Annotated in this window: 16 protein-coding genes, 2 tRNA genes and 1 pseudogene; 8 read left to right on the top strand and 11 right to left on the bottom strand. The window is 63.3% G+C overall.

What is annotated here, in order from left to right:
* The first annotated feature begins 2 nt into the window (after nucleotides 1-2).
* Nucleotides 3-746, top strand: a complete 744-nt coding sequence (locus EOA19_RS27980; RefSeq protein WP_128305444.1) for a creatininase family protein — start codon at nucleotides 3-5, stop codon at nucleotides 744-746.
* A gap of 53 nt (nucleotides 747-799) precedes the next feature.
* Here EOA19_RS27980 and EOA19_RS27975 read toward each other — a convergent pair whose 3' ends face one another.
* The 3 genes from EOA19_RS27975 to EOA19_RS27965 all read right to left on the bottom strand — a co-directional run bounded on the left by EOA19_RS27975 (nucleotide 800) and on the right by EOA19_RS27965 (nucleotide 4,598).
* Nucleotides 800-1,717, bottom strand: coding sequence for a carbohydrate ABC transporter permease (locus EOA19_RS27975; protein ID WP_023810291.1), 918 nt, complete (start codon nucleotides 1,715-1,717; stop codon nucleotides 800-802).
* 6 nt (nucleotides 1,718-1,723) lie between these two features.
* Nucleotides 1,724-2,845, bottom strand: a complete 1,122-nt coding sequence (locus EOA19_RS27970; protein ID WP_128305443.1) for a sugar ABC transporter permease — start codon at nucleotides 2,843-2,845, stop codon at nucleotides 1,724-1,726.
* Nucleotides 2,846-2,933: 88 nt separating this feature from the next.
* Nucleotides 2,934-4,598 carry a sugar ABC transporter substrate-binding protein gene (locus EOA19_RS27965; RefSeq protein ID WP_023810293.1) on the bottom strand — a complete coding sequence of 555 codons (1,665 nt, stop codon included), beginning with the start codon at nucleotides 4,596-4,598 and terminating at the stop codon, nucleotides 2,934-2,936.
* A gap of 289 nt (nucleotides 4,599-4,887) precedes the next feature.
* Here EOA19_RS27965 and ugpC point away from each other — a divergent pair, with 289 nt between their 5' ends.
* Genes ugpC through rbsK form a run of 3 tightly spaced genes read left to right on the top strand, consistent with a single transcriptional unit; the run spans nucleotide 4,888 to nucleotide 7,369 of the window.
* Nucleotides 4,888-5,946: a sn-glycerol-3-phosphate ABC transporter ATP-binding protein UgpC gene (gene ugpC, locus EOA19_RS27960; RefSeq protein ID WP_023810294.1), complete on the top strand. Its 1,059-nt coding sequence runs from the start codon at nucleotides 4,888-4,890 to the stop codon at nucleotides 5,944-5,946.
* A gap of 21 nt (nucleotides 5,947-5,967) precedes the next feature.
* Nucleotides 5,968-6,420, top strand: coding sequence for an RbsD/FucU family protein (locus EOA19_RS27955; protein ID WP_128305442.1), 453 nt, complete (start codon nucleotides 5,968-5,970; stop codon nucleotides 6,418-6,420).
* Between the two features lie 4 nt (nucleotides 6,421-6,424).
* Nucleotides 6,425-7,369 carry a ribokinase gene (rbsK, locus tag EOA19_RS27950; RefSeq protein WP_128305441.1) on the top strand — a complete coding sequence of 315 codons (945 nt, stop codon included), beginning with the start codon at nucleotides 6,425-6,427 and terminating at the stop codon, nucleotides 7,367-7,369.
* A 128-nt stretch (nucleotides 7,370-7,497) separates the two neighbouring features.
* Here rbsK and EOA19_RS27945 read toward each other — a convergent pair.
* Nucleotides 7,498-7,574: transfer RNA gene (locus EOA19_RS27945), tRNA-Asp, on the bottom strand.
* A gap of 216 nt (nucleotides 7,575-7,790) precedes the next feature.
* On the opposite strand from EOA19_RS27945, the gene EOA19_RS27940 reads away from it, so the two are divergent.
* Nucleotides 7,791-7,866: transfer RNA gene (locus EOA19_RS27940), tRNA-Val, on the top strand.
* A 61-nt stretch (nucleotides 7,867-7,927) separates the two neighbouring features.
* Here EOA19_RS27940 and EOA19_RS27935 read toward each other — a convergent pair.
* The 5 genes from EOA19_RS27935 to EOA19_RS27915 all read right to left on the bottom strand — a co-directional run bounded on the left by EOA19_RS27935 (nucleotide 7,928) and on the right by EOA19_RS27915 (nucleotide 12,858).
* The gene (locus EOA19_RS27935) at nucleotides 7,928-8,698 is read right to left on the bottom strand and encodes an SDR family NAD(P)-dependent oxidoreductase (RefSeq protein WP_128305440.1); all 771 of its coding nucleotides are present in this window, start codon (nucleotides 8,696-8,698) and stop codon (nucleotides 7,928-7,930) included.
* Between the two features lie 13 nt (nucleotides 8,699-8,711).
* Nucleotides 8,712-9,707, bottom strand: coding sequence for an ABC transporter permease (locus EOA19_RS27930; protein WP_128305439.1), 996 nt, complete (start codon nucleotides 9,705-9,707; stop codon nucleotides 8,712-8,714).
* Nucleotides 9,708-9,851: 144 nt separating this feature from the next.
* Nucleotides 9,852-10,892, bottom strand: a complete 1,041-nt coding sequence (locus EOA19_RS27925) for a sugar ABC transporter substrate-binding protein (protein ID WP_013532176.1) — start codon at nucleotides 10,890-10,892, stop codon at nucleotides 9,852-9,854.
* A 38-nt stretch (nucleotides 10,893-10,930) separates the two neighbouring features.
* The gene (locus EOA19_RS27920) at nucleotides 10,931-11,695 is read right to left on the bottom strand and encodes an ATP-binding cassette domain-containing protein (RefSeq protein WP_128305438.1); all 765 of its coding nucleotides are present in this window, start codon (nucleotides 11,693-11,695) and stop codon (nucleotides 10,931-10,933) included.
* Nucleotides 11,692-12,858 (bottom strand): ROK family transcriptional regulator, encoded by a 1,167-nt coding sequence (locus EOA19_RS27915; RefSeq protein ID WP_128305437.1) that lies wholly within the window; start codon nucleotides 12,856-12,858, stop codon nucleotides 11,692-11,694. Before EOA19_RS27915 ends, EOA19_RS27920 begins: the two co-directional genes overlap by 4 nt.
* Before the next feature lie 221 nt (nucleotides 12,859-13,079).
* Between EOA19_RS27915 and EOA19_RS27910 the strand changes: the two genes are divergently transcribed.
* Nucleotides 13,080-14,258 carry a M24 family metallopeptidase gene (locus EOA19_RS27910; RefSeq protein WP_128305436.1) on the top strand — a complete coding sequence of 393 codons (1,179 nt, stop codon included), beginning with the start codon at nucleotides 13,080-13,082 and terminating at the stop codon, nucleotides 14,256-14,258.
* Entirely contained in the window at nucleotides 14,245-15,474 is a 1,230-nt protein-coding gene (locus tag EOA19_RS27905) for an amidohydrolase (protein WP_128305435.1), read from the top strand. The genes EOA19_RS27910 and EOA19_RS27905 overlap by 14 nt, the downstream gene beginning before the upstream one ends.
* A 49-nt stretch (nucleotides 15,475-15,523) precedes the next feature.
* On the opposite strand, the gene EOA19_RS27900 is transcribed toward EOA19_RS27905, so the two are convergent.
* Nucleotides 15,524-16,828, bottom strand: coding sequence for a M23 family metallopeptidase (locus EOA19_RS27900; RefSeq protein ID WP_128305434.1), 1,305 nt, complete (start codon nucleotides 16,826-16,828; stop codon nucleotides 15,524-15,526).
* Between the two features lie 151 nt (nucleotides 16,829-16,979).
* Nucleotides 16,980-17,447, bottom strand: coding sequence for a peroxiredoxin (locus EOA19_RS27895; protein WP_128305433.1), 468 nt, complete (start codon nucleotides 17,445-17,447; stop codon nucleotides 16,980-16,982).
* A 95-nt stretch (nucleotides 17,448-17,542) separates the two neighbouring features.
* Here EOA19_RS27895 and EOA19_RS27890 point away from each other — a divergent pair.
* Nucleotides 17,543-19,139 (top strand): annotated as a pseudogene (locus tag EOA19_RS27890) (hypothetical protein); the annotation flags it as partial.

Below are 19,139 nucleotides of genomic sequence, written 5' to 3'. Positions count from 1 at the left end.
TCATGCGCTACGAACTGATGCTGCCACACCAGATCCGCAGGGCGATCGCCGAGAATTGGCCGGTCGCTCTGCCGCTCGGCGTGCTCGAATACCATGGCGAGCACATGGCGGTCGGCATGGACACGCTGGCCGTCGTCAAGACGCTGGAGCTGTTCGAGAAGGAGAGGGACGTCGTCATCCTGCCGCCGTTCTACTACGGTGCGGCGAGCTACGCGGTGGCGCCGCCGGAAGGCAGCGGCTCGGTGCAGGTCGGCGGCGCTGCGCTGGCGCCGTTTGGCGAGGAACTGTTCTACAGCCTGCTGCGCATCGGCTTTCGCAACATCCACGCCATCATCCACCACCAGACCGAGAATTTCGCCGCCGGCATGCCGACCGATCTGGCGTTCAAGACCGCCGGCCGCCAGGCGATCTTCCGCTTTCTCGAAAAGGAGCGCGGCGAGGGCTGGTGGGGTTCGCAGGCGATGGCCGACTACTATTCCGGGCACGCCGCGGGTGAAAATTTCTTCAACTGGGTACAGGTTCATCCGCTGATGCCGGCTGACATGAACGGCAAGTACCCGTTCGACCATGCCGGCATCGGCGAGACATCGCTGATGCTGGCGCTATGCCCGGAGGCGGTGGACGCCGGTCACTTCGACGACAACAAGAGCTGGTATACGGCGAGCGCCAAGGATGCTTCGGCTGAGCTTGGGCAGAAGGGTGTGGCTATGATCCTCGATCACCTGCGGATGATTCTAGGGGCCTAGCGCGGTCTTCCTTCTCCCACAAGACAATGGGGAGAAGGGAAGAGGCCGCCCTGCTACTTCACCGCTCCCGCGGTCATGCCCATGATCAGATAGCGCTCGAGCGCTATGCCGATGACGGCGAGAGGCGCGATAGCCGCCGTGGCGAGCGCTGCCATCGACCACCAGTTGATGCCTTGCGAGCCTGTCTGGCTCGCCACCATGACCGGGATGGTCTTGGCGTCGGTCGAGGTCAAAAGGGCGGCGAAGAAATACTCGTTCCAGCACAGCACCATCGCCAGGATGAAGGCGGCGACCATGCCCGGCAGCGCGATCGGCATGACGATGCGGAAGAAGGCGCCCCAGATCGACAGCCCGTCGACAAGTGCGGCTTCCTCGAGCTCGACCGGGATCGAGTTGAACTGGTCGCGCATGATCCAGATGACGATCGGCAGCACCATCAGCGTGTAGAGCAGGATCAGCCCGACGCGCGTGTCGAGCAGGCCGACCTCGCGGTAGAGCACCAGGAAGGGCAGTGCGAGCACCACCGGCGGCAGGATCAGCTGCGACAGGAAGAAGAACGAGATGTCCTCGTTCCTGAACCAGGCGAAATGATAGCGATAGCGGGTGAGCCCGTAGGCGGCGAGGCTGCCGATGACGATGGCGAGGCTCGACGCGCCGACCGAGGTAATCACCGAATTCATGAAGCGCTTGAGGAACTCCTCGCGCACCGTCGAGGTCTGGAAGATCGAGTCCGGCGACAGACCGAGCGAGCGCCAGCCCTTCCAGTCCGGCTGGAAGTCGACGAAGGGGATGAGATGGCCCTGGGTGACGTCGACCGCGGTCTTGAACGAGGTCGTGATCGTCCAGTAGATCGGGAACAGGCAGATGAACGCCCAGAAGGCCAGCGCCCCATAGATGAAGACGCGGCTGGCGAGGAAGCTCGCCGGCGAGCGGATCTCCGAGGCGACATATTCGGTGGTCTGAACGCTCATCTCAGCTCAATTCACATTTCGGACAAAACGGTTGGCAAATTTCAACAGCCACGTGACGAACACGACGATGATCACCAGATAGGCCATCGCCAGCATGGTTCCGTAGCCGACATTCGAGCGGTCGCGATATTCGCGGTAGATGAAGCTCGACACGGAATCAGTGGCGCCGCCGGGGCCGCCGGACGTCACCGTGATGATGATGTCGGCAAGCTTCAGCTTGAAGATGATGCGCAGGATCACCGCCGTCACCGACACCGGCAGCATCAGCGGAAAAGTGACCTGCCAGAAGGTCTGCCACGCACTGGCGCCGTCCACGCGTGCGGCTTCGAGCACCTCGCGCGACATCGCCTGCAGCCCGGCCAGCAGCATGATCATCATGAACGGAATGAAGGTCCAGGCATCCAGTATCATGATCGATATGCGCGCGATGATCGGGTCGGAGAAGAAGGCCGGATTTTCCCAGCCGAGATGGCGGGCCAGCGTTGCGGCCGGTCCGAACCGGTATTCCATCAGCGACTTGCCGATCATCCACGACACGGCGACCGGCGACAGCATCAGCGGCATCAGGAAGACGACGCGGAAGAATTTTCGCGCCCGGATCTGGGCGTTGAGGAGCAGCGCCAGGCCGAAGGCGATGACATATTCGACCGCCACCGCCAGCACATAGAGCACCATGTTGAACAGCGCGTTGCGGTAGTAGGGATCGGCCAGCATCTGCCAGAAATTGTCGAGCCCGTTGAACTTGCGGCCACTGAAGGAACTGAGGTTCCAGTCGGTGAGGGCGATGTAGAATCCGAACAGCGTCGGGAAGATCACCATGGCGATGGTGAACAGCAGCGCCGGCAGCAGGAACAGGGCACGCTGGCCATCCTCGCCGCGCGTCAGCACCTGGCCGGCGCCGATCGCCACGCCCCACAGAACATAGGCATAGACGACGGGGCGCCAGGTCTCGAAGCCGATCGTATCGGCGCTGCCCTTGTAGAGGATCTCCAGCACGATCGTCGCCAGCAGGCCAAGCGTCGCAACGGCCATCAGCGCCCAGCCAAGGCGTTTGCGGCCTGGAGAGATCAGATCGGAAGGGCCGGCATCTGCCGGCCACTGGTTCGCGGTCGAAGTCTGGTCAGCCACAAATCTCGCCCGTTTGAAGGCTCTCGAGGAGCCGGAGCCGGTCTAAAGTGGTCCGGCGTTGCCGCCGGACCACGGTTCATAGGCCAGCCTACATGCCGAGCGAAGCTTTGTAGAGCTTGATCTGGTTGTCGCGGCCGATCTGGTCGGTCAGCTTCTCCCAGGCCGCCGCAATGGCGTCGGCGCCTTCCTGCGCCTTCATCTTGCCGGCGAAAGTGTTGGCCAGGATGTCCTCGGCGGCGCTGTAGTACTGGAAGATGCCGGGGATGCGTGGCTCGATCGCCGCGTTCGGATGGTTGTAGCTGTCGGATTCCGACTTGAGGTAGGAGGTGATGAACGCCTCGTCGTAGCCGGCCGCCACCCATTCGGGAATGTCGAAATGCGAGTTGCGGTAAGGCTGGAAGCCCGATGGATACATCGCCGTCCAGATCGACAGGTCCTTGCCGCCGAGATGAGCGGCGGCGGACCATGCCGCCTTCTTCTTCTTTTCGTCGGCATCGACGCGGGCCATGACATAGACGCCCCAGCCGAGATAGGCGCAGTTGGGCGCATAGTTCGGGCCGCTGGCGAGCTTGTCCCAGGCGCCGGTCTTCGCATTGTAGACATCGTCCGAGCCAGGCAGGATCGAGAAGCCGGTGACGTCGCCGACGACGGAAGAGTCGTTGGTCTTGACGTTGGAGCCGACGTCGCCCCACCAGGTGACCATCGAGCCGGTGCCGGCCAGGAACTGCTGGAAGGCGGTCGTGTTCGGATCGGCGTTGATCTGGTCGGCGGGTTCGGACGGCAGCGCGTCGATGACGTCCTGGATGGCGCGCACCCAGGCCGGATTGTTGACGCGCGGCTTCATCGTGTCGGCGTCGAACAGCCAGGCCTTGTCGTCCGGATGCTTGGCATAGGCGCTAGCGCGGCTGCCGAGGAAATAGAAGCCGAAACCACCCCACGCCTTGGGCGCGTCGAGATAGCCAAAGACGTCCTGGTCCTTGAGTTTCTTTCCCTTGAGGAACTTCGTCACCGCCTGGACCTGCTGCCAGGTCTTCGGCACGCCCCATTCACCTTCGCCGCCGCCGTCCTTCCAGGCCTTGGCGAGGTCGGCATCGGTAAACACGTCGGTGCGGTAGTTGAAATTGTGCGCGTCGCCGTCGACGGTCACGCGGTATTGCTTGCCGTCCCAGGTGCCGACCGGCGGCTGCAGATAGGCCACGACGTCCTTCATGTCGATCTGGTCCTTGACCCAATCCGGCATTTCCGAGGTCAGGCCCTTGCCGCAGACATCGCCTTCGAACGGCGCGCCCATCTCGATGATGTCGAAATCGACGGTGCCGGTGGCGATCGACTGCTGCAGGCGGGCGTTGTAGTCGGCCTGCGCCAGGTCGATCCAGTTGATCTTGGCGCCGGTATAGGTCTCCCATGGCTTCAGGAAGCCGCGGAACAGCACATTGTGCAGGTTCTGGTTGTTGAGACCCATGAAGGTCAGCTCGACGCCGGCGAATTCGCCTTCCTTGACGTTGGCCTTGGTCGCCTCGAGGCAGAGTTCACCGACCTTCTGGAAATCGGCGTCCGTCGGCTGGCCTTTGCCGACGCCGGGGATCTGCAGGATTTTGGAGCGCAATTCGCTTGCCGCGGAGGCCGGTCGCGTCAAGGCGCCAAGTCCGGCGCCGGATGCGGCTGCGATCGCGGCCATGCTGGCCGCGCCCTTCAATATGTCGCGCCTTGTGGCGCCGGCACGAACCAGTTTCTCGTAAAGACCCGTTCTCATCGCCTATTTCCTCCCAGAACATCAGTGTGAATAAATCGGCCAACTGTCGGACGCTGGAGCGCCAAGGATGCTCCCCGGTTCGGAAACGAATTAGGCAGGACCCCACCCTGCGTCGATTGAAATTCCCTGCGGATCGGGTACCGACATTTTGACCAGCGCCTGCCACTATTCTCACAACCAAACGCCGTGTCAACGAGAGCGGGTTTTTATCTATAAGAGACCGACTTGCCCTGGCAGGTCGCGTTGGGTAGCTTCTGCGCCTACGGCTAATGGAGCCGATGGGGGAGATATGGCGCAAGTCGCGATCAGCAAGGTGGCCAAGGCCTTTGGAACGGTCAAGGTTCTGCACGAAGTCAGCGTCGATATCGCAGACGGACAGTTCGTGGTGCTGGTTGGCCCTTCGGGTTGCGGCAAGTCCACGTTGCTCAGGATGGTGGCTGGGTTGGAGACCGTCTCCGCCGGCACGATCGCCATCGGCGACCGCGTCGTCAATCATCTGCCGCCGGCCAAGCGCGACATCGCCATGGTGTTCCAGAACTATGCGCTCTATCCGCACAAGACGGTCGAGCAGAACATGGCCTTTGCCCTCAAGCTCAGGAAAACCGATCCGGCCGTGGTCGCCGAGCGGGTCAAGCGCGCCGCCGATATCCTCGACCTCAACCCTTATCTGAAGCGCTATCCCCGCCAGCTTTCCGGCGGCCAGCGCCAGCGCGTGGCCATGGGCCGCGCCATCGTGCGCAATCCGCAAGTGTTCCTGTTCGACGAGCCGCTCTCCAATCTCGACGCCAAGCTGCGCGTGCAGATGCGCACCGAGATCAAGGAGCTGCACCAGCGGCTGAAGACCACTACCATCTACGTCACCCACGACCAGATCGAAGCCATGACCATGGCCGACAAGATCGTCGTCATGCGCGACGGCCGCATCGAGCAGGTCGGCGCGCCGCTCGAACTGTTCGACAGACCGGCCAACCTGTTTGTCGCCGGCTTCATCGGTTCGCCCTCGATGAACCTGCTCAAGGGCGTCATGCGCAAGGGTGCCAGGCCCGGTGTCGACATTGCAGGCACGCTGTTCCCGATTGCACCAGGCAATGCAGCGCAGGATGGCCAGGCTGTCGTCTATGGCGTGCGCCCGGAGCATCTCGAGATCCATCCCGATGGCGTGCCAGCGAAGATTTCGGTGGTCGAGCCGACCGGCTCGGAAACGCTGGTGTTCCTGCGCTTCGGCGACGGCGAGATGGTGGCGCTGTTTCGTGAGCGGCACGACTTCAAGCCCGGCGACACGCTGACCCTGAAGCCCCGGCTCGATCAGATCCACCTTTTCGACGCAGAGACCGGCAAGCGTCTCTGATCCCAACTCACGAGGAATACCATGCTCAAAGGCATCAACCCGCTGCTCAATGCCGACGTGCTGCAGGCATTGCGGGCAATGGGGCATGGCGATGATCTGATCATCGCCGACACCAATTTTCCGTCCGATTCGGTGGCGCGCCAGACGGCGCTCGGCCGCGTGCTGCGCATCGATGCCTCGGCGGCGCAAGTGGTCAAGGCGGTGCTGTCGCTCTACCCGCTCGACACATTCGTCGATGATTCGGCCGCACGCATGGAGATTGTCGGCAAGCCGGACGAGATTCCGCCCGTGCAAAGCGAAGTGCAGAAGGAGGTCGACAACGCCGAGGGCAAGTCGTGGCCGATGATGGCGGTCGAGCGTTATGCTTTCTACGAGCGCGCCAAACAGGCCTATTGCGTGATCCAGACAGGTGAGCGCCGCTTCTACGGCTGCTTCGCCTTCCGCAAGGGCGTCGTGCCGCCGGATGCGGAGTAGCGGCATGGCTTCGGGCAAGCCGGTCGTCATGAAGCCGGTCGTCATCCTGGGTGTGTTCGTCGCCGACACCGCCTACAGGGCGCAGCGGCAGCCGCGCATGGGCGAAACCATCCTCGGCACATCCTTCACGCTGGGGCCGGGCGGCAAGGGCTCGAACCAGGCCGTGGCCGCCGGGAAGCTCGGCGCCGACGTCACCTTCCTCACCCGCCTCGGCGTCGATCCCTTCGCCGACATGGCCAGGCAGACCTGGGCGCAGGCGGGCGTCAAGAATGCCGTCATCGACACGCCGGAAAGCTACACCGGTGCCGCCTACATCTTCGTCGAGGAGACCACCGGCAACAACGCCATCATCGTCAGCCCCGGTGCCGCCATGCTGATCTCACCAGCCGACATCGAAGCCAATGCCGGGCTGATCAGCGGTGCCGGCGTCTTCGTCACCCAGCTCGAACAGCCGATCGAAGCAGCCATGCGGGCGCTGGAGATCGCGCGTGGGGCAGGGGTGACGACGATCCTCAACCCGGCGCCTGCGGCAAAGCTTCCCGACCGCATCTACAGGCTGTGCGACTACCTCACGCCCAATGAGACGGAGACGGAGGAATTGACCGGGATGAAGGTATCCTCAGTCGACGAGGCGCGAGCCGCCGCGGACAAGCTGCTCGAAAAGGGTGTCGGCACGGTCATCGTCACGCTGGGTGACAAGGGCGCGCTTTTGCATTCGAAGGAGCGTTCCGACCATGTTCCCGCCGTCAGTGCGGGCGCCGTGGTCGAGACCACCGGGGCAGGCGATGCCTTCAATGGTGGTCTTGCCGCGGCGTTGTCGCGGGGCGTGGAGCCGTTGCAGGCGGTGCGCTTTGCTTGCGCCGTCGCCGGTATCTCCGTGACGCGACCGGGGACTGCACCGTCGATGCCGACGTTGCAGGAGGTCGAGGCACTACTGGGGAGGGGGTGATCTTGCGGGGCAGACGTAGGCACGGGCCGAAAGGACCTGAGTGACCTCAGGTCTCTTGCAAGACAATATTTTTGACAATCAATGTCGACATTTCTCTGAAGCCAAGAGCTTGATACCCTTGAGAGAAATGGCGCGAGTGACGGGGCTCGAACCCGCGACCTCCGGCGTGACAGGCCGGCACTCTAACCAACTGAGCTACACCCGCGCATGGCGAACACGTGTCAGCCGTGTTCGTCGTTGGGGCGCTGGATAAGGGGTTCGCCACCGGGTGTCAAGCGCGACAGGACAGCATAACAGCAAACAGGAGAAGGTTTTTTGACAGCCGGCGTTTTGTTGGCAAAACCGGCATCCAACCAGGGCGTCCTGCATTCATTTGGCCTTGCGAAGCGGACCCTGACCGCTTAAAGGTCCGGCCCGGAGCGGGCGATTAGCTCAGTTGGTAGAGCGCTTCGTTTACACCGAAGATGTCGGCGGTTCGAGCCCGTCATCGCCCACCATTCCATAGTCCATTCAAACTGTTCCCAGACACGGAACCGAGTCGTCTGGTTCGTGCTGCACTCACGGTGGCAACAGTCGAAAATCATTGCCCTCCGGCAGCAACTGCCCGCCATCGACGACAATGGTCGTGCCGGTGATGTAGCTGGCATCGTCGGAGGCGAGGAACAGGAAGGCGTTGGCGACGTCGCGCGGGCTGCCGAGGCGGCCGAGCGGAATGGAGTCCTCCATGTTCTTGATGTAAGCCGCGCCGCGATGCAGCTCGATGGCTTCGGTCAGGATGTTGCCGGGCTCGACGCCGTTGACGGTGATGCCGTAGCCGGAGAATTCCAGTGCGGCGGCGCGGATGAAGCCGTTGATGCCGGCCTTGCTGGCCGAATAGTGGCCATGGCCCGGGCTGGTGACATGCGGGCCGGTAATGGACGAGGTGTAGAGCATGCGGCCGAAGCCTTGCGCCTTCATCGGCACCAGGGCCGCGCGGCTGGCATTGAAGGTGCCGCGCAGATTGACCGCCATGACGCGGTCCCAGTCGTCGCCGCTGGTGTTTTCGATCAGCTGCCAGGGATAGATGCCGGCATTCTGCACGATGACGTCGAGGCGGCCATGGAGTTTGAGCGCCAGCGCCACGGCGGCCTCGGCGTCGCTCATTTGCGAGATGTCGGTGCGGATGAAGGGGACGCCCAACTCGCCAGCGGTGGCTTGCCCGGCCTCGACCTCGGTGTCGGCGAGCACCAGCCTCGCGCCTTCCTCGGCAAAGCGTAGCGCGATGCCCTTGCCGATGCCGCGGGCACTGCCGATGATCAGCGCTACCTTGTCTTGTAACCGATTGGTCATGCGAGCCGTCCTGTCATGCGAGTCTTTGGCGGATGGTTTGCTTGAAGGCGTCGAGCAGCACGGCCGCCAGCACCAGCAGGCCGTGGATCACCTGGGTGAAATTGGCCGGCAGGCCCATCAAATTGATCGCCGTGTTGATGGCCGAGAGCAAAAGCACGCCGGCATAGACGCCGGGCAGGGTGCCGACACCGCCCTTCAAGCTGACGCCGCCGATGACGACCGCGGCGAACGCGTTGAACAGCAGGCCGACGCCGAGATTGGCGGTGGCGCCCGACGTGCGGATCGCCAGCAGCCAGCCGGCGAGGCCGGCGATGGCGCCGGCGAGAACAAAGGCGATGATGAGATTGCGGTTGACGCGGATGCCGGCGCGGAAGGTCGCCGTCTCGTTGCCGCCGATCATCACCAGATGCCGGCCGAACGGCGTCTTGGCCATGATCAGCGAAAAGACGACGAAGCAGCCAACCGCGATCCAGGCGGTCAGCGGCAAGCCGATCAGGCGCTGGATGCCGAACCAGCGGATGGCCGGCGCCAGGTCCTGTGCCGAGCGGCCGCCCGAAATCACCAGCACGAGGCCACGCACCCAGATGTAGGACGCCAGCGTGATGATGAAGGCGCTCATCTTCACCTTGACCACCAGATAGCCGTTGAAGGCGCCGATGAGGCCACCGACGGCCAGCGCCAGCAGCAGCGAAACCGGAACCATCAGCCATTCGGGATGCAATTGCACGCCCATGCCGATGCCCGACGAGCAGAATAGGATGCCGACCGCCATGGCGCTGAGCGCTGCGACGGATTCGACCGACAAATCCATGTGGCCGGCGATGATCACCAGCGCCAGGCCGATCGACATGACGCCGAGCACGCTGGAAGCCTCGATGATGTTGGCGAAAATGCCGAGCTGAAAGTAGTTCGGGACGAAGATGGAGAAGACCACCAGCACGAACAGCAGCATGAACCAGACGAGGTTGTCGAGTACGAACTCCAGGGCTTTGCGTGTGCGCGGGTTCATGGGCTGATCCGGTTGGCGCCCCGCGAAATCAACTCGATTTCGTCGGGTTAAGGCGCGGATTCAAATTCGCCACGGCATCCTTTCGGACGCGGCGGTGTGAAGGGGCAGGCTCCGGGCCGTTACGGCCCGGAGCGCTTTCAATGACTATTCGACCGACTTGACGGTGTCCGTCGGCGGCTTCTGGTTGCCCCAGAAGGCCGGATTGTCGACGTTTTCCTTGGTGATGGCGGCACCGGGGATCTTGATGTTCGGACCCCAGGCTTCCTTGGTCACGGTCGATTTCAAGCCGAGCACGTCGTATTCACCGGGCTTGATCTCCTGCTTCTTGACGATCTTGTCCATGAACATGGCGACAGCCGCGGCCTGCGCGTAGAGCGGCTGCTCGATTTCGGCGTTGAGCCAGCCCTTGCGGATCAGGTCGAGGCCGACCGGAGCGCCGTTCGAGCTCATCAGCATGACGTCGCCCGGCTTCTTGCCGGCTGCCTCGAGCGAGGCGACGGCGGCGACCGAAAGGTGCGCGGCATGGCTGAAGATCAGGTCGATGTCGGGGTTTGCCAACATCTGGTCGGCAACGATTGTGCCGGCATTGCTGGCTTCCCATTGCATGGCCGGAAGCGAGATGATCTTGACGTCCGGAAACGCCTTCATCTTCTCCTCGAAGCCCTTCTGGATGTCGAGCGTATAGGGATCGCCGGGATCGCCGAGCACCTGCAGAACCTTGCCCTTCACCGAGCCGTTCTTGGCTTTCAGCAGCTTCTCGGCCTGGTCCGCGGCGACGTAGCCGATCTCGACCGTTCCGGCGACAGAGGTGAAGTCGGATGGCGTCGAGGTGATCTGGCGGTCGAACTCGACCACCGGGATGCCGGCGGCGCGGGCTGCCTCGATCGACGGTTTCAGTGCATTGAAGTCAACTGCCGCCAGGATGATGGCCGCCGGCTTCAGCGCGATGACATCGTTCATCTGCGATTGCTGGGCGTCGGTCTTGTTGTCGGCGTTCAGCGTCTTCATCTCGTAGCCGGTCTGCTTCAGGAACAGTTCCAGCGCGCTCACCGAGCCGGTCTGAAACTCGTCCAGCAGGGTCGGCACCATATAGTAGACGATACCCTTGGACTGGGCGAATGCCGGCGTGAGCGTGGCAAAGGCCAGTGCAAGGATACCGAAGACAGCAAGAAGTATTCGCTTCATGTCGTTCGCTCCTCTTAAGCCGGACCCCTCTTTGTCCCTCAGCCTGTCGGTCCGGCACCGGCAAGCGTCTCACCGGTGATCATGTTGATCACCGCATCGGGACTTGTTTTATTGCGTGCGACATCGCCGGCCACGACGCCTTGGCGGATCACCACGATCCGGTCGGCGACCTGAAAAGCCTGCTGCATGATATGGGTGATGATGACGACGCCGATGCCCTGGTTCGCCACCTGGCGGATCATGTCGAGGCCGCGCCGCGTCTGTTCGACCCCGAGCGCTGCGAACGGTTCGTCTAGCAGCACCAGCTTGCCGCCCCAATGCACGAACCGGTTGAGCTCGATGGCTTGCCGCTGGCCGCCCGAAAGGTGCTCGACATTGGCGCGCAGCGAGGGAATGCGGGTGCCGGCACTGGCCAGCGCCTTTCCGACGACGGCTTCCATGGCGCGCTCGTCGAGCACGGGAATGCCGAAAACCTGTCTGGTGATTTCGCGGCCCATGAAGAAATTGGCGACCACGTCGACATTGGTGCACAGCGACAGGTCCTGGTAGACGGTCTCGATGCCGGCTGCCTTGGCCTCTGCGGGCGACCGGGCAAGGAACTCCTTGCCCTCGAACAGCATTCGGCCGGAGGTCGGCTCCAGTCCGCCGGCGATAATCTTGACCAGTGTCGATTTGCCGGCGCCGTTGTCGCCCAGCAGCGCCACGACCTCGCCCTTGCCGATCGAGAAGCTGATGCCCTTGAGCGCTTCGATCGCGCCATAGTTCTTGGTGACGTTGTCGAGCACCAGCAGGGGTTCACTCATGCCGCAATCTCCCTGCCTTTGAGAAGGTCGCGCTCGCGTTCGCGTTCGGCCGCGAACATCTGCCCGAAGCGAGGTGACAGCACCCCGGAAACCGCAAGGGCGGCGGCGCCGCGCAGCACGGAATGCTGCCCGCCGCGTGCGACCACAACCCTGGGCGTCGTGCGGTCCTTGCGAGCCGAGACGGAGTTGTGCAGGCCTCCGGCCGAACCAGCCAGCATTTCGAGCAGGTCGGCGGACGCCAGCCCGCCGAGGATGACCGTCTCCGGGTCGAACAGGTTCTCGATGACGGCGACGGCGTTGTGAAAGATCGGTGCGACTTCGGCGACCCAATCCGCCTCGCTGCCGTTCCAGCGCCGGAGCGCCTCGAGCGACAAATATCTTTCGAGACAGCCGCTGTTGCCGCACGGGCAAGCCTCGCCGCCCGGAATAACGGGAATGTGCCCGATCTCGCCGGCATTTCCCCAGGCGCCGCGCAAGGCGCTGCCATCATGAACCATGACGCCGCCAAGGCCGACGCCGAAATAGAGATAGTAATATTCGGAAAACTGGGCGCCGAGGCCGTAGAGGCGCTCGCCCATGGCGGCTGCTGCCATATCGGTTTCAAAGAAGGCCGGCAATCCGGTGGAGGCCGCCAGCCGTTCGCGCAGCGCTACATCCTTCCAGCCGGTCATGGTGGTCGGCCCCACGAAACTCATGGACTCCACGTCGAATGGGCCGGGCAGGGCCATGCCGACGCCCAGCACCCGTCCGCCAGCCCGTAGTCTGGTCAATTCCACCACCATCGCCCCGATCAGCTCGAAGGCGTGGTCCGGCGTCGCATTTGGCGCCTCGCGGTAGATGCTCTCGATCACGTCGCCGCTCAGATTGATCAAGGCGGCGCTGATACCAAGCGGAGTGATGTGGATGCCGACGGCATAGCCCCCATCGGGGTTGATCCGGAGCGTCGCTGGCGGCAGGCCGCGCCCCTTCGGCTCTTCGCGCAGCGACAGGATGTAGCCCTGATCTTCCAGTTCGCGAACGATGGTCGACACCGTCTGGACGGTGAGGCCGACGCGCCGGGCGATCTCGCCGCGGGCGATCGGTCCATGCAGGCGGATGGACTCAAGCACGATGCGCCGGTTGTACGGCCGCCCGAACTCCTGATTGGTCCCCCGCAGTGCCATGATTGCGCCCCTTAGGAGAGCGCAGCTTTGCATTGCTTATTTATTCAGTCAAATGGAATTCAAAAATAAATTCACGACGAAGTTTTCCAGGGAAGGCCTTCGAGGACGTATTCGGTTCAGGACCTGCTCACACGCCGCCCTGGCTGATTGCCGCCATGTCGAAACCGTTTCAAAGGTGGGCGAACCCCGCGACCGTTGATCCGACAAAGCATGGAGCAAAGATGATCGAATTGCCGTTTGCCCGCGACGAGTACCAACAGCGGCTACGAAAAATCCGCACCGAGATGGCCAAGCGCGGTCTCGAGCTCCTTGTTGTCAACGACGTTGCCAACCAGCATTACATCACCGGCTATGATGGCTGGTCGTTCTATACGCCCCAGGTCGTGCTCGTGCCAATCGAAGAGGTCGAGCCGGTCTGGATCGGGCGCGCCATGGATGCGGCCGGCGGTCTTCTGACAGCCTGGATGAAGCCGGAAAACGTGGTTGGCTTCCCGGAAGACCATGTTCAGCGCGTCGATCGCCATCCGATGGACTGGATCGCAAACTGGATCGTCGCCAGGGGCTGGGGGAGCAGACATATCGGCATCGAACTCGAAGCCTATTATTTCTCCCCCAAGGCGCACGCCCGGCTTGTCGCCGGACTTCCCAACGCAAAATGGCACGATGCCGACCTGCTGGTGAACTGGATCCGCGCGGTCAAATCGGCGCCCGAGATCGCGTATTTGCGCAAGGCATCGACCCTGGCCGAAGCGGCCGTCACGCGGGCCTTCGAGGTGATTGCGCCGGGTGTTCGCGAATGCGATGCCATCGCCGCCATCCAGGCGGCGCAGATTGCGGGCAGCCCGGATTTTGCCGGCGACATCACCGCGCTTCCACCGACAATCCTCGGTGGCGAGAATGCCTCGGCGCCGCACATCATGTGGAGCGACAGGCGGTTCGGGGAAAACGAGACGATCGCGCTGGAACTTGCCGGCGTCTGCCGCCGCTATGCCGCCGGCCTCGCCAGGACCATGCAGCTTGGCAAGACGCCGACAAATGTTTCGGACACGGCAAAAGCGGTGATCGAGGGCATGGATGCGGTGCTCGACGCGGTCAGGCCGGGAACATCAGCCGAAGCCGTCGAAGCCGCCTGGCGCAAGGTCATCCAGCGCTACGGACTGAAGAAGGAATCGCGCATCGGCTACTCCATCGGGGTTGCCTATCCGCCGGATTGGGGCGAGCACACGATCAGCCTCAGGCCGGGCGACAAGACCGTGCTTGAACCGGGCAATGTCGTTCATTCCATCCTCGGCATGTGGATGGACGGCTGGGGCATCGAGATCAGCGAGACCATCCTGGTCACCGAAACCGGCCATGAGACCCTGACGAAGTTCCCGCGAGAGATCCATGTCAAATCCTGAGGGTTCGGCCACGGCGGGTGGTGTTGCGAAAACCGTGACGACCGATATCGCCGCCGGAATTCTCGATCGGATGATCGAGGTCCGCCGCCATCTGCACCGCAATCCCGAGCTCTCGAACCAAGAGGCCGGCACGCAGCGTTATCTCAGGCAGATGCTGGTGGATCAGGGGATTGCCGACATTCGCGACGTCGCCGGCTTTGGCCTTGCCGTCGATATTGTCGGCACCGGCAAGCCGTCAAATCGAAAGGTCGCCATTCGCGCCGACATCGATGCCTTGCCGATCGAGGAGGAGTCCGGCGTCGATTATGCATCGACGAATCCAGGCGTGATGCATGCCTGCGGCCACGACGCCCATGCATCGATGGCTTTCGCGGTCGCCGCGCATCTTCACCAGTCGCGGGACAGTTTTGGCGGCACCGTTCGCCTGATCTTCCAGCCGGCGGAGGAGGACGAACCGTCGGGCGGCAGGCGGGTGGTGGAAGAGGGGCTTCTCGACGATATCGACGCCGCCATCTGCGTCCACGTCGATCCGTACACACCGACCGGCAAGATCGCCGTCGGCTCCGGTCCCTACACTCTGGCCTGCGACACTTTCGATGTGGTCGTCATCGGCTCGGCGGCGCACTCGGCAAAACCGCATGAGGGTGTCGATGCGTTGGCCGTGGCTTGCTCCCTGGTGAGCGAATTGCAGAAGATCGTTTCGCGCGAGATCGACCCGTACGATCCGCTGGTGATTTCCGTGACGGCCATCAACGGCGGCAACGCCTACAATGTCACCGCCGGCAAGGTCACGTTGAAAGGCACCATCCGAAGCGGCAGCGACGCCACCCGCGAGCGGGCCTGGCACCGCGTTCGTACGATAGCCGATGGGGTAGCGACAAGCCACGGCGCGCGTGTCGAGGTCGACATCCACAAGGGCGAACCTGGTGTCGTCAACGATGTCGAGATGACCGAGCTGATTGCCGCCAGCGCCAAGGCCTGCATCGGTGCCGACAACGTCCTCAAAACGCCCGGATGGACGATCGCGGACGACTTTGGCTACTACAGCGAGAAACGCCCGTCGGTCTATTTTCGGCTGGGAATCCGCAACGAGGAGATCGGATCGGTGTTTCCGCTCCACCATGCCCGGTTTCGTGTCGACGAGGCCGCGCTGAAGGTCGGCGCGGCCACCCTGGTTGCGGCAGCGACGGCGTTTCTGTCGACGGGAGCGCCTTAGTCAGCCATCATGATGGTCATCGGCGCATGGGGCAGGAGCCCAGGATCGCTTACAGATACTGGGCGACCTTCTTGCCGACCGTGAGGAAGCGCAAGGGATCGATCGCTTCGCCATTGTGGCGGACTTCGTAGTGCAGATGCGGGCCGGTCGAGCGGCCGCTGCTGCCGGTCTTGCCGATGACGGCGCCGGCGTCCAGTTTCTCGCCAACGGTCACGTCGATCTCGCTGAGATGCCCGTAACGTGTCGCAAAACCATTGCCGTGGTCGACTTCCACCATGCGGCCATAGCCGCCGTTCCAGCCGGCCTTGGTGACGGTGCCGGGCGCGGTGACCTTGGCGGCCATGCCGATCGGCGCCCTGAAATCCATGCCGGAATGCAGTGCCGCGGTGCCGAGGATCGGGTCGGTGCGCACGCCGAACGGGCTGGTGACGGAGTGGCCCGGCGCGGGGTTGGTCAGCGGCAGCTGGCGCGCTTCCTTCTTGAGATGGTCGAGGGCGTCAAGCGCTTCGTCCAACTCCTTGACCTTGCTGTCGAACATCATCGAACTGTCGACCGGAATGAGCGGTCCGCCGACATCGCTGTCGCCCTTGCCGAAGTCGCTGTCGACGGGCAGTCCGGCCGCCTCGAGCGCCTGGGTGATGGCATCGGCGCTCTTGTAGGCATTGTCGGCAAGCGTGCTGATGCGGGTCAGTTGATCGCTCTCGATGGATCTCAGCGATTGGTTGATCGAAACGAAGAGCTTGTCGGCACGATCGGCGGCTGAAGCGCTAGGCAGCGGATCGGAGCGGGTCGACCACAGCGAGAACGGCCTTGTGTCGCCGGCGCCGGGATCGGCGCTCAGGCTGGCGACCGCATAATTCGTCGCGGGCTCCTTGATGCTGCCGGTCACTTCGGCGCGTTTGTCCGGCTTCGCAACCGCTGCCGGATATTCGGCCGGCGCTGCGCCGACTTCGCTCTCGGCGCGTTCGAGCAGCGGGCCAAGGCGGCCGTGACGCTGGCTCAGCTGGCTCTGCCGTTCAAGCAGTTCGCTGACCTTGGTTTCCATCAGCTGCTGGTCGAGTAACTGCCGGCTGGTGATGCGGTCGACCTGGGCGCGAAGCGCCGAAATTCGATCTTCATAGGCTTGTTGCATGCGCGCTTGGCGCGCAGTGGTGGCGCCGATCAAATCGTCGCGCAGGACGAGATAGGAGGTGGCCATGAGGTAACCTATGGCAATGGCGGCCAGCGCCGAGCCGATAAAGGCCGCCAGCCACGGCCGGATTGTGAAATGCCTGATCTCGTTGCCCCGGGCGATGATGACCGTATGGGGCTCCTTACGCCTGCCGAAGACTGCGGACTGACCGGTTACGTTCACGGGACCAAGCTTTCGTTTACGACACCACGACAGCTTGACTACACATTATTAAGGTTAACAAAGGCTTGCAGCGCCGACTTGTCCGCAGCGGTTGCCCGCCGGGCGTGCGTAAGGTTGTAAGGGAAACCGGGCCGGCCTCGCCGGCAAAATCTCAAAGCGCACGAACGGCCTCGAGCACCTCTTCCGCATGGCCCTTGACGCGGACCTTGCGCCAAATCCTGGCGATCCGCCCGTCGCGGCCGATCAGGAACGTCGCGCGCTCGACTCCCATATACTTGCGGCCATACATCGATTTCTCGACCCACAGATGGTAGGCCTCGATCACCTTGCGCTCCTCGTCGGCGGCGAGGTCGATGGTCAGATTGTACTTCGACTTGAACTTGTCGTGCTTCTTGACGGGGTCGGGCGACAGGCCGATCACCGCGGCGCCGGCCTTCTCGAACTCCGGCTTCAGCTGCGAGAAGCTGATCGCCTCCTGCGTGCAGCTTGTTGTGTCGTCCTGCGGATAGAAATAGAGCACGATGGGCTTGCCGGACGATGCGGCAAGGCTGACTGATCCGCCGCCGTCCCGCGGCAGGTCGAATTGCGGCGCGAGATCGCCTACGTCGAGGTCAGCCATACCGATGCCCTTGTTTGAGGTTACGCGCGAAGCCACACCGATATAGTGTCGGACGGGGATTCGTCCACGATCGAGTTCGTACAACGGAAAATTGCGTGGATCAGGAGCGACCGCAGCACGAGAAGATCCGGTTCAGGCGTGATGAGATCACCGACCTGGGGACCTTTCCGTCCGCCTGCCGTGTGCCGCCGCTCGGTCAGGCGTCGATCGGACGCGGTTTTCGCATCCTGTCGCGACTGTTCGCCGGTCTGGTCGCTTTCGTGCTGCTGGCCGCCATGCTCGTTTATCTGGTTGGCGCCTCCGGCATCGGAGCCGACCGGCTTCGCACCGAGGCGGAAACGGCGCTCGAGAAACTGGCGGGCGTCGATGTCAATGTCGCGGTCGGGCCTGCCCGCATCACGCTCGACGGTTCGAGTTTCATCGCGCTCCAGGTCAGCGACGTCAGCTTGAAGACATCGGACGGCAAGCCGATGGCCGATGCCGGCCGCGTGCGCTTCGGCGTGCGTCTGTTCCCGCTGCTGTGGGGAGATGTGCGGCTGACCAGCGCCAGGATCTCGGATGCCCGCATCGTCGTGGCTGCGATGCCGTCCGGCGGCGACTGGACCGCCGGCCTGCGCAATGCGGACGGCCTCATCGATCCGGAGAAGCTGTCCGCTGCGGTGTTCGGAAACATCAACCACGCACTCGATGCCGTGCGGGAGGATTCGCTGCGCCGGATCGACCTTCGCAATGTCGAATTCGTGCTGCCCGAAACCGGAGCGATCAAGCTCGTCAAGCTCACCGACGCCACCGTCGTGCAGTCAGGCCCGGGCGGCATGCAGTTCTCGTCCACGGCGGACATCGACGGCAGGACGGCTACCGTTGCCGCTTCCGCCTCCCGCGATATCGCGGCGCACCGCGTCACGGCACTGGATGCGAGCGTCGATCTGGCCGATACCGGCGACATGGCGGCCGCTGCCGGCAAGCTGGGAACCGTCGCGCTGAAGCTGACGGGATCGGAAGGGTTCGGCGCGAACGCATCGCGGCTGACGGCCGCTTTGTCGTCGACGGGTTCTGTCCTTGATCTCGGCACGCGAGGACTGCTGCCGGCGGACGTCGATATCAATGCGACGCTGGTTGCGGGCAGCAACAAGATCCAGGTCGACAGATTGCTGCTGAAGACCGGCCGCTCGACATTCGATTTCGCCGGGTCGATCGGGCCGAAGCCGGCAAGCGGAGCGGTGGGTGAAGAACCCTCCTATCGCTACGACCTGACCAGCGACGGGTCGTCGCTTGCGCCTTCGGAGTCGCCCGAGCCGGCGCTCACCTTCCTCGCCCGGATTGCCGGGGTCTACAATACGGTGAGCCACAAACTGGTCGCCGAGCAGATCGCGCTCCGGTCCGCCGGCTCCGGCGAGATGCTTGGCACCGCCGCCGTGGCGTTCGTCGACGGCAAAGTGCCGGGGATCAATCTGGCGTTCAACATCCACGACATGCAGGTCTCTCACGTCAAGCAGCTATGGCCGTGGTTTTCGGCGCGCAATGCCCGGCTGTGGGTGCTGGCCAATCTGTTCGGCGGCCGTGTTGTCGACGCCAACCTTCAGTTCCAGGTGGTGCCGGGCCGGCTCGGCAACGGCGTGCCGCTTTCGGCCGATGAGGTGTTCGGCCGCTTCCAGATCGAGGGATCGCGCTTCGACACCGCCGGCCGCATCC

This window comes from Mesorhizobium sp. M7A.F.Ca.US.010.02.1.1, assembly GCF_004023085.1.
Taxonomy (GTDB): Bacteria; Pseudomonadota; Alphaproteobacteria; order Rhizobiales; family Rhizobiaceae; genus Mesorhizobium.
Note: the sequence above shows the minus strand (reverse complement) of the source record. Positions and strands in the feature narration are given on the sequence as shown.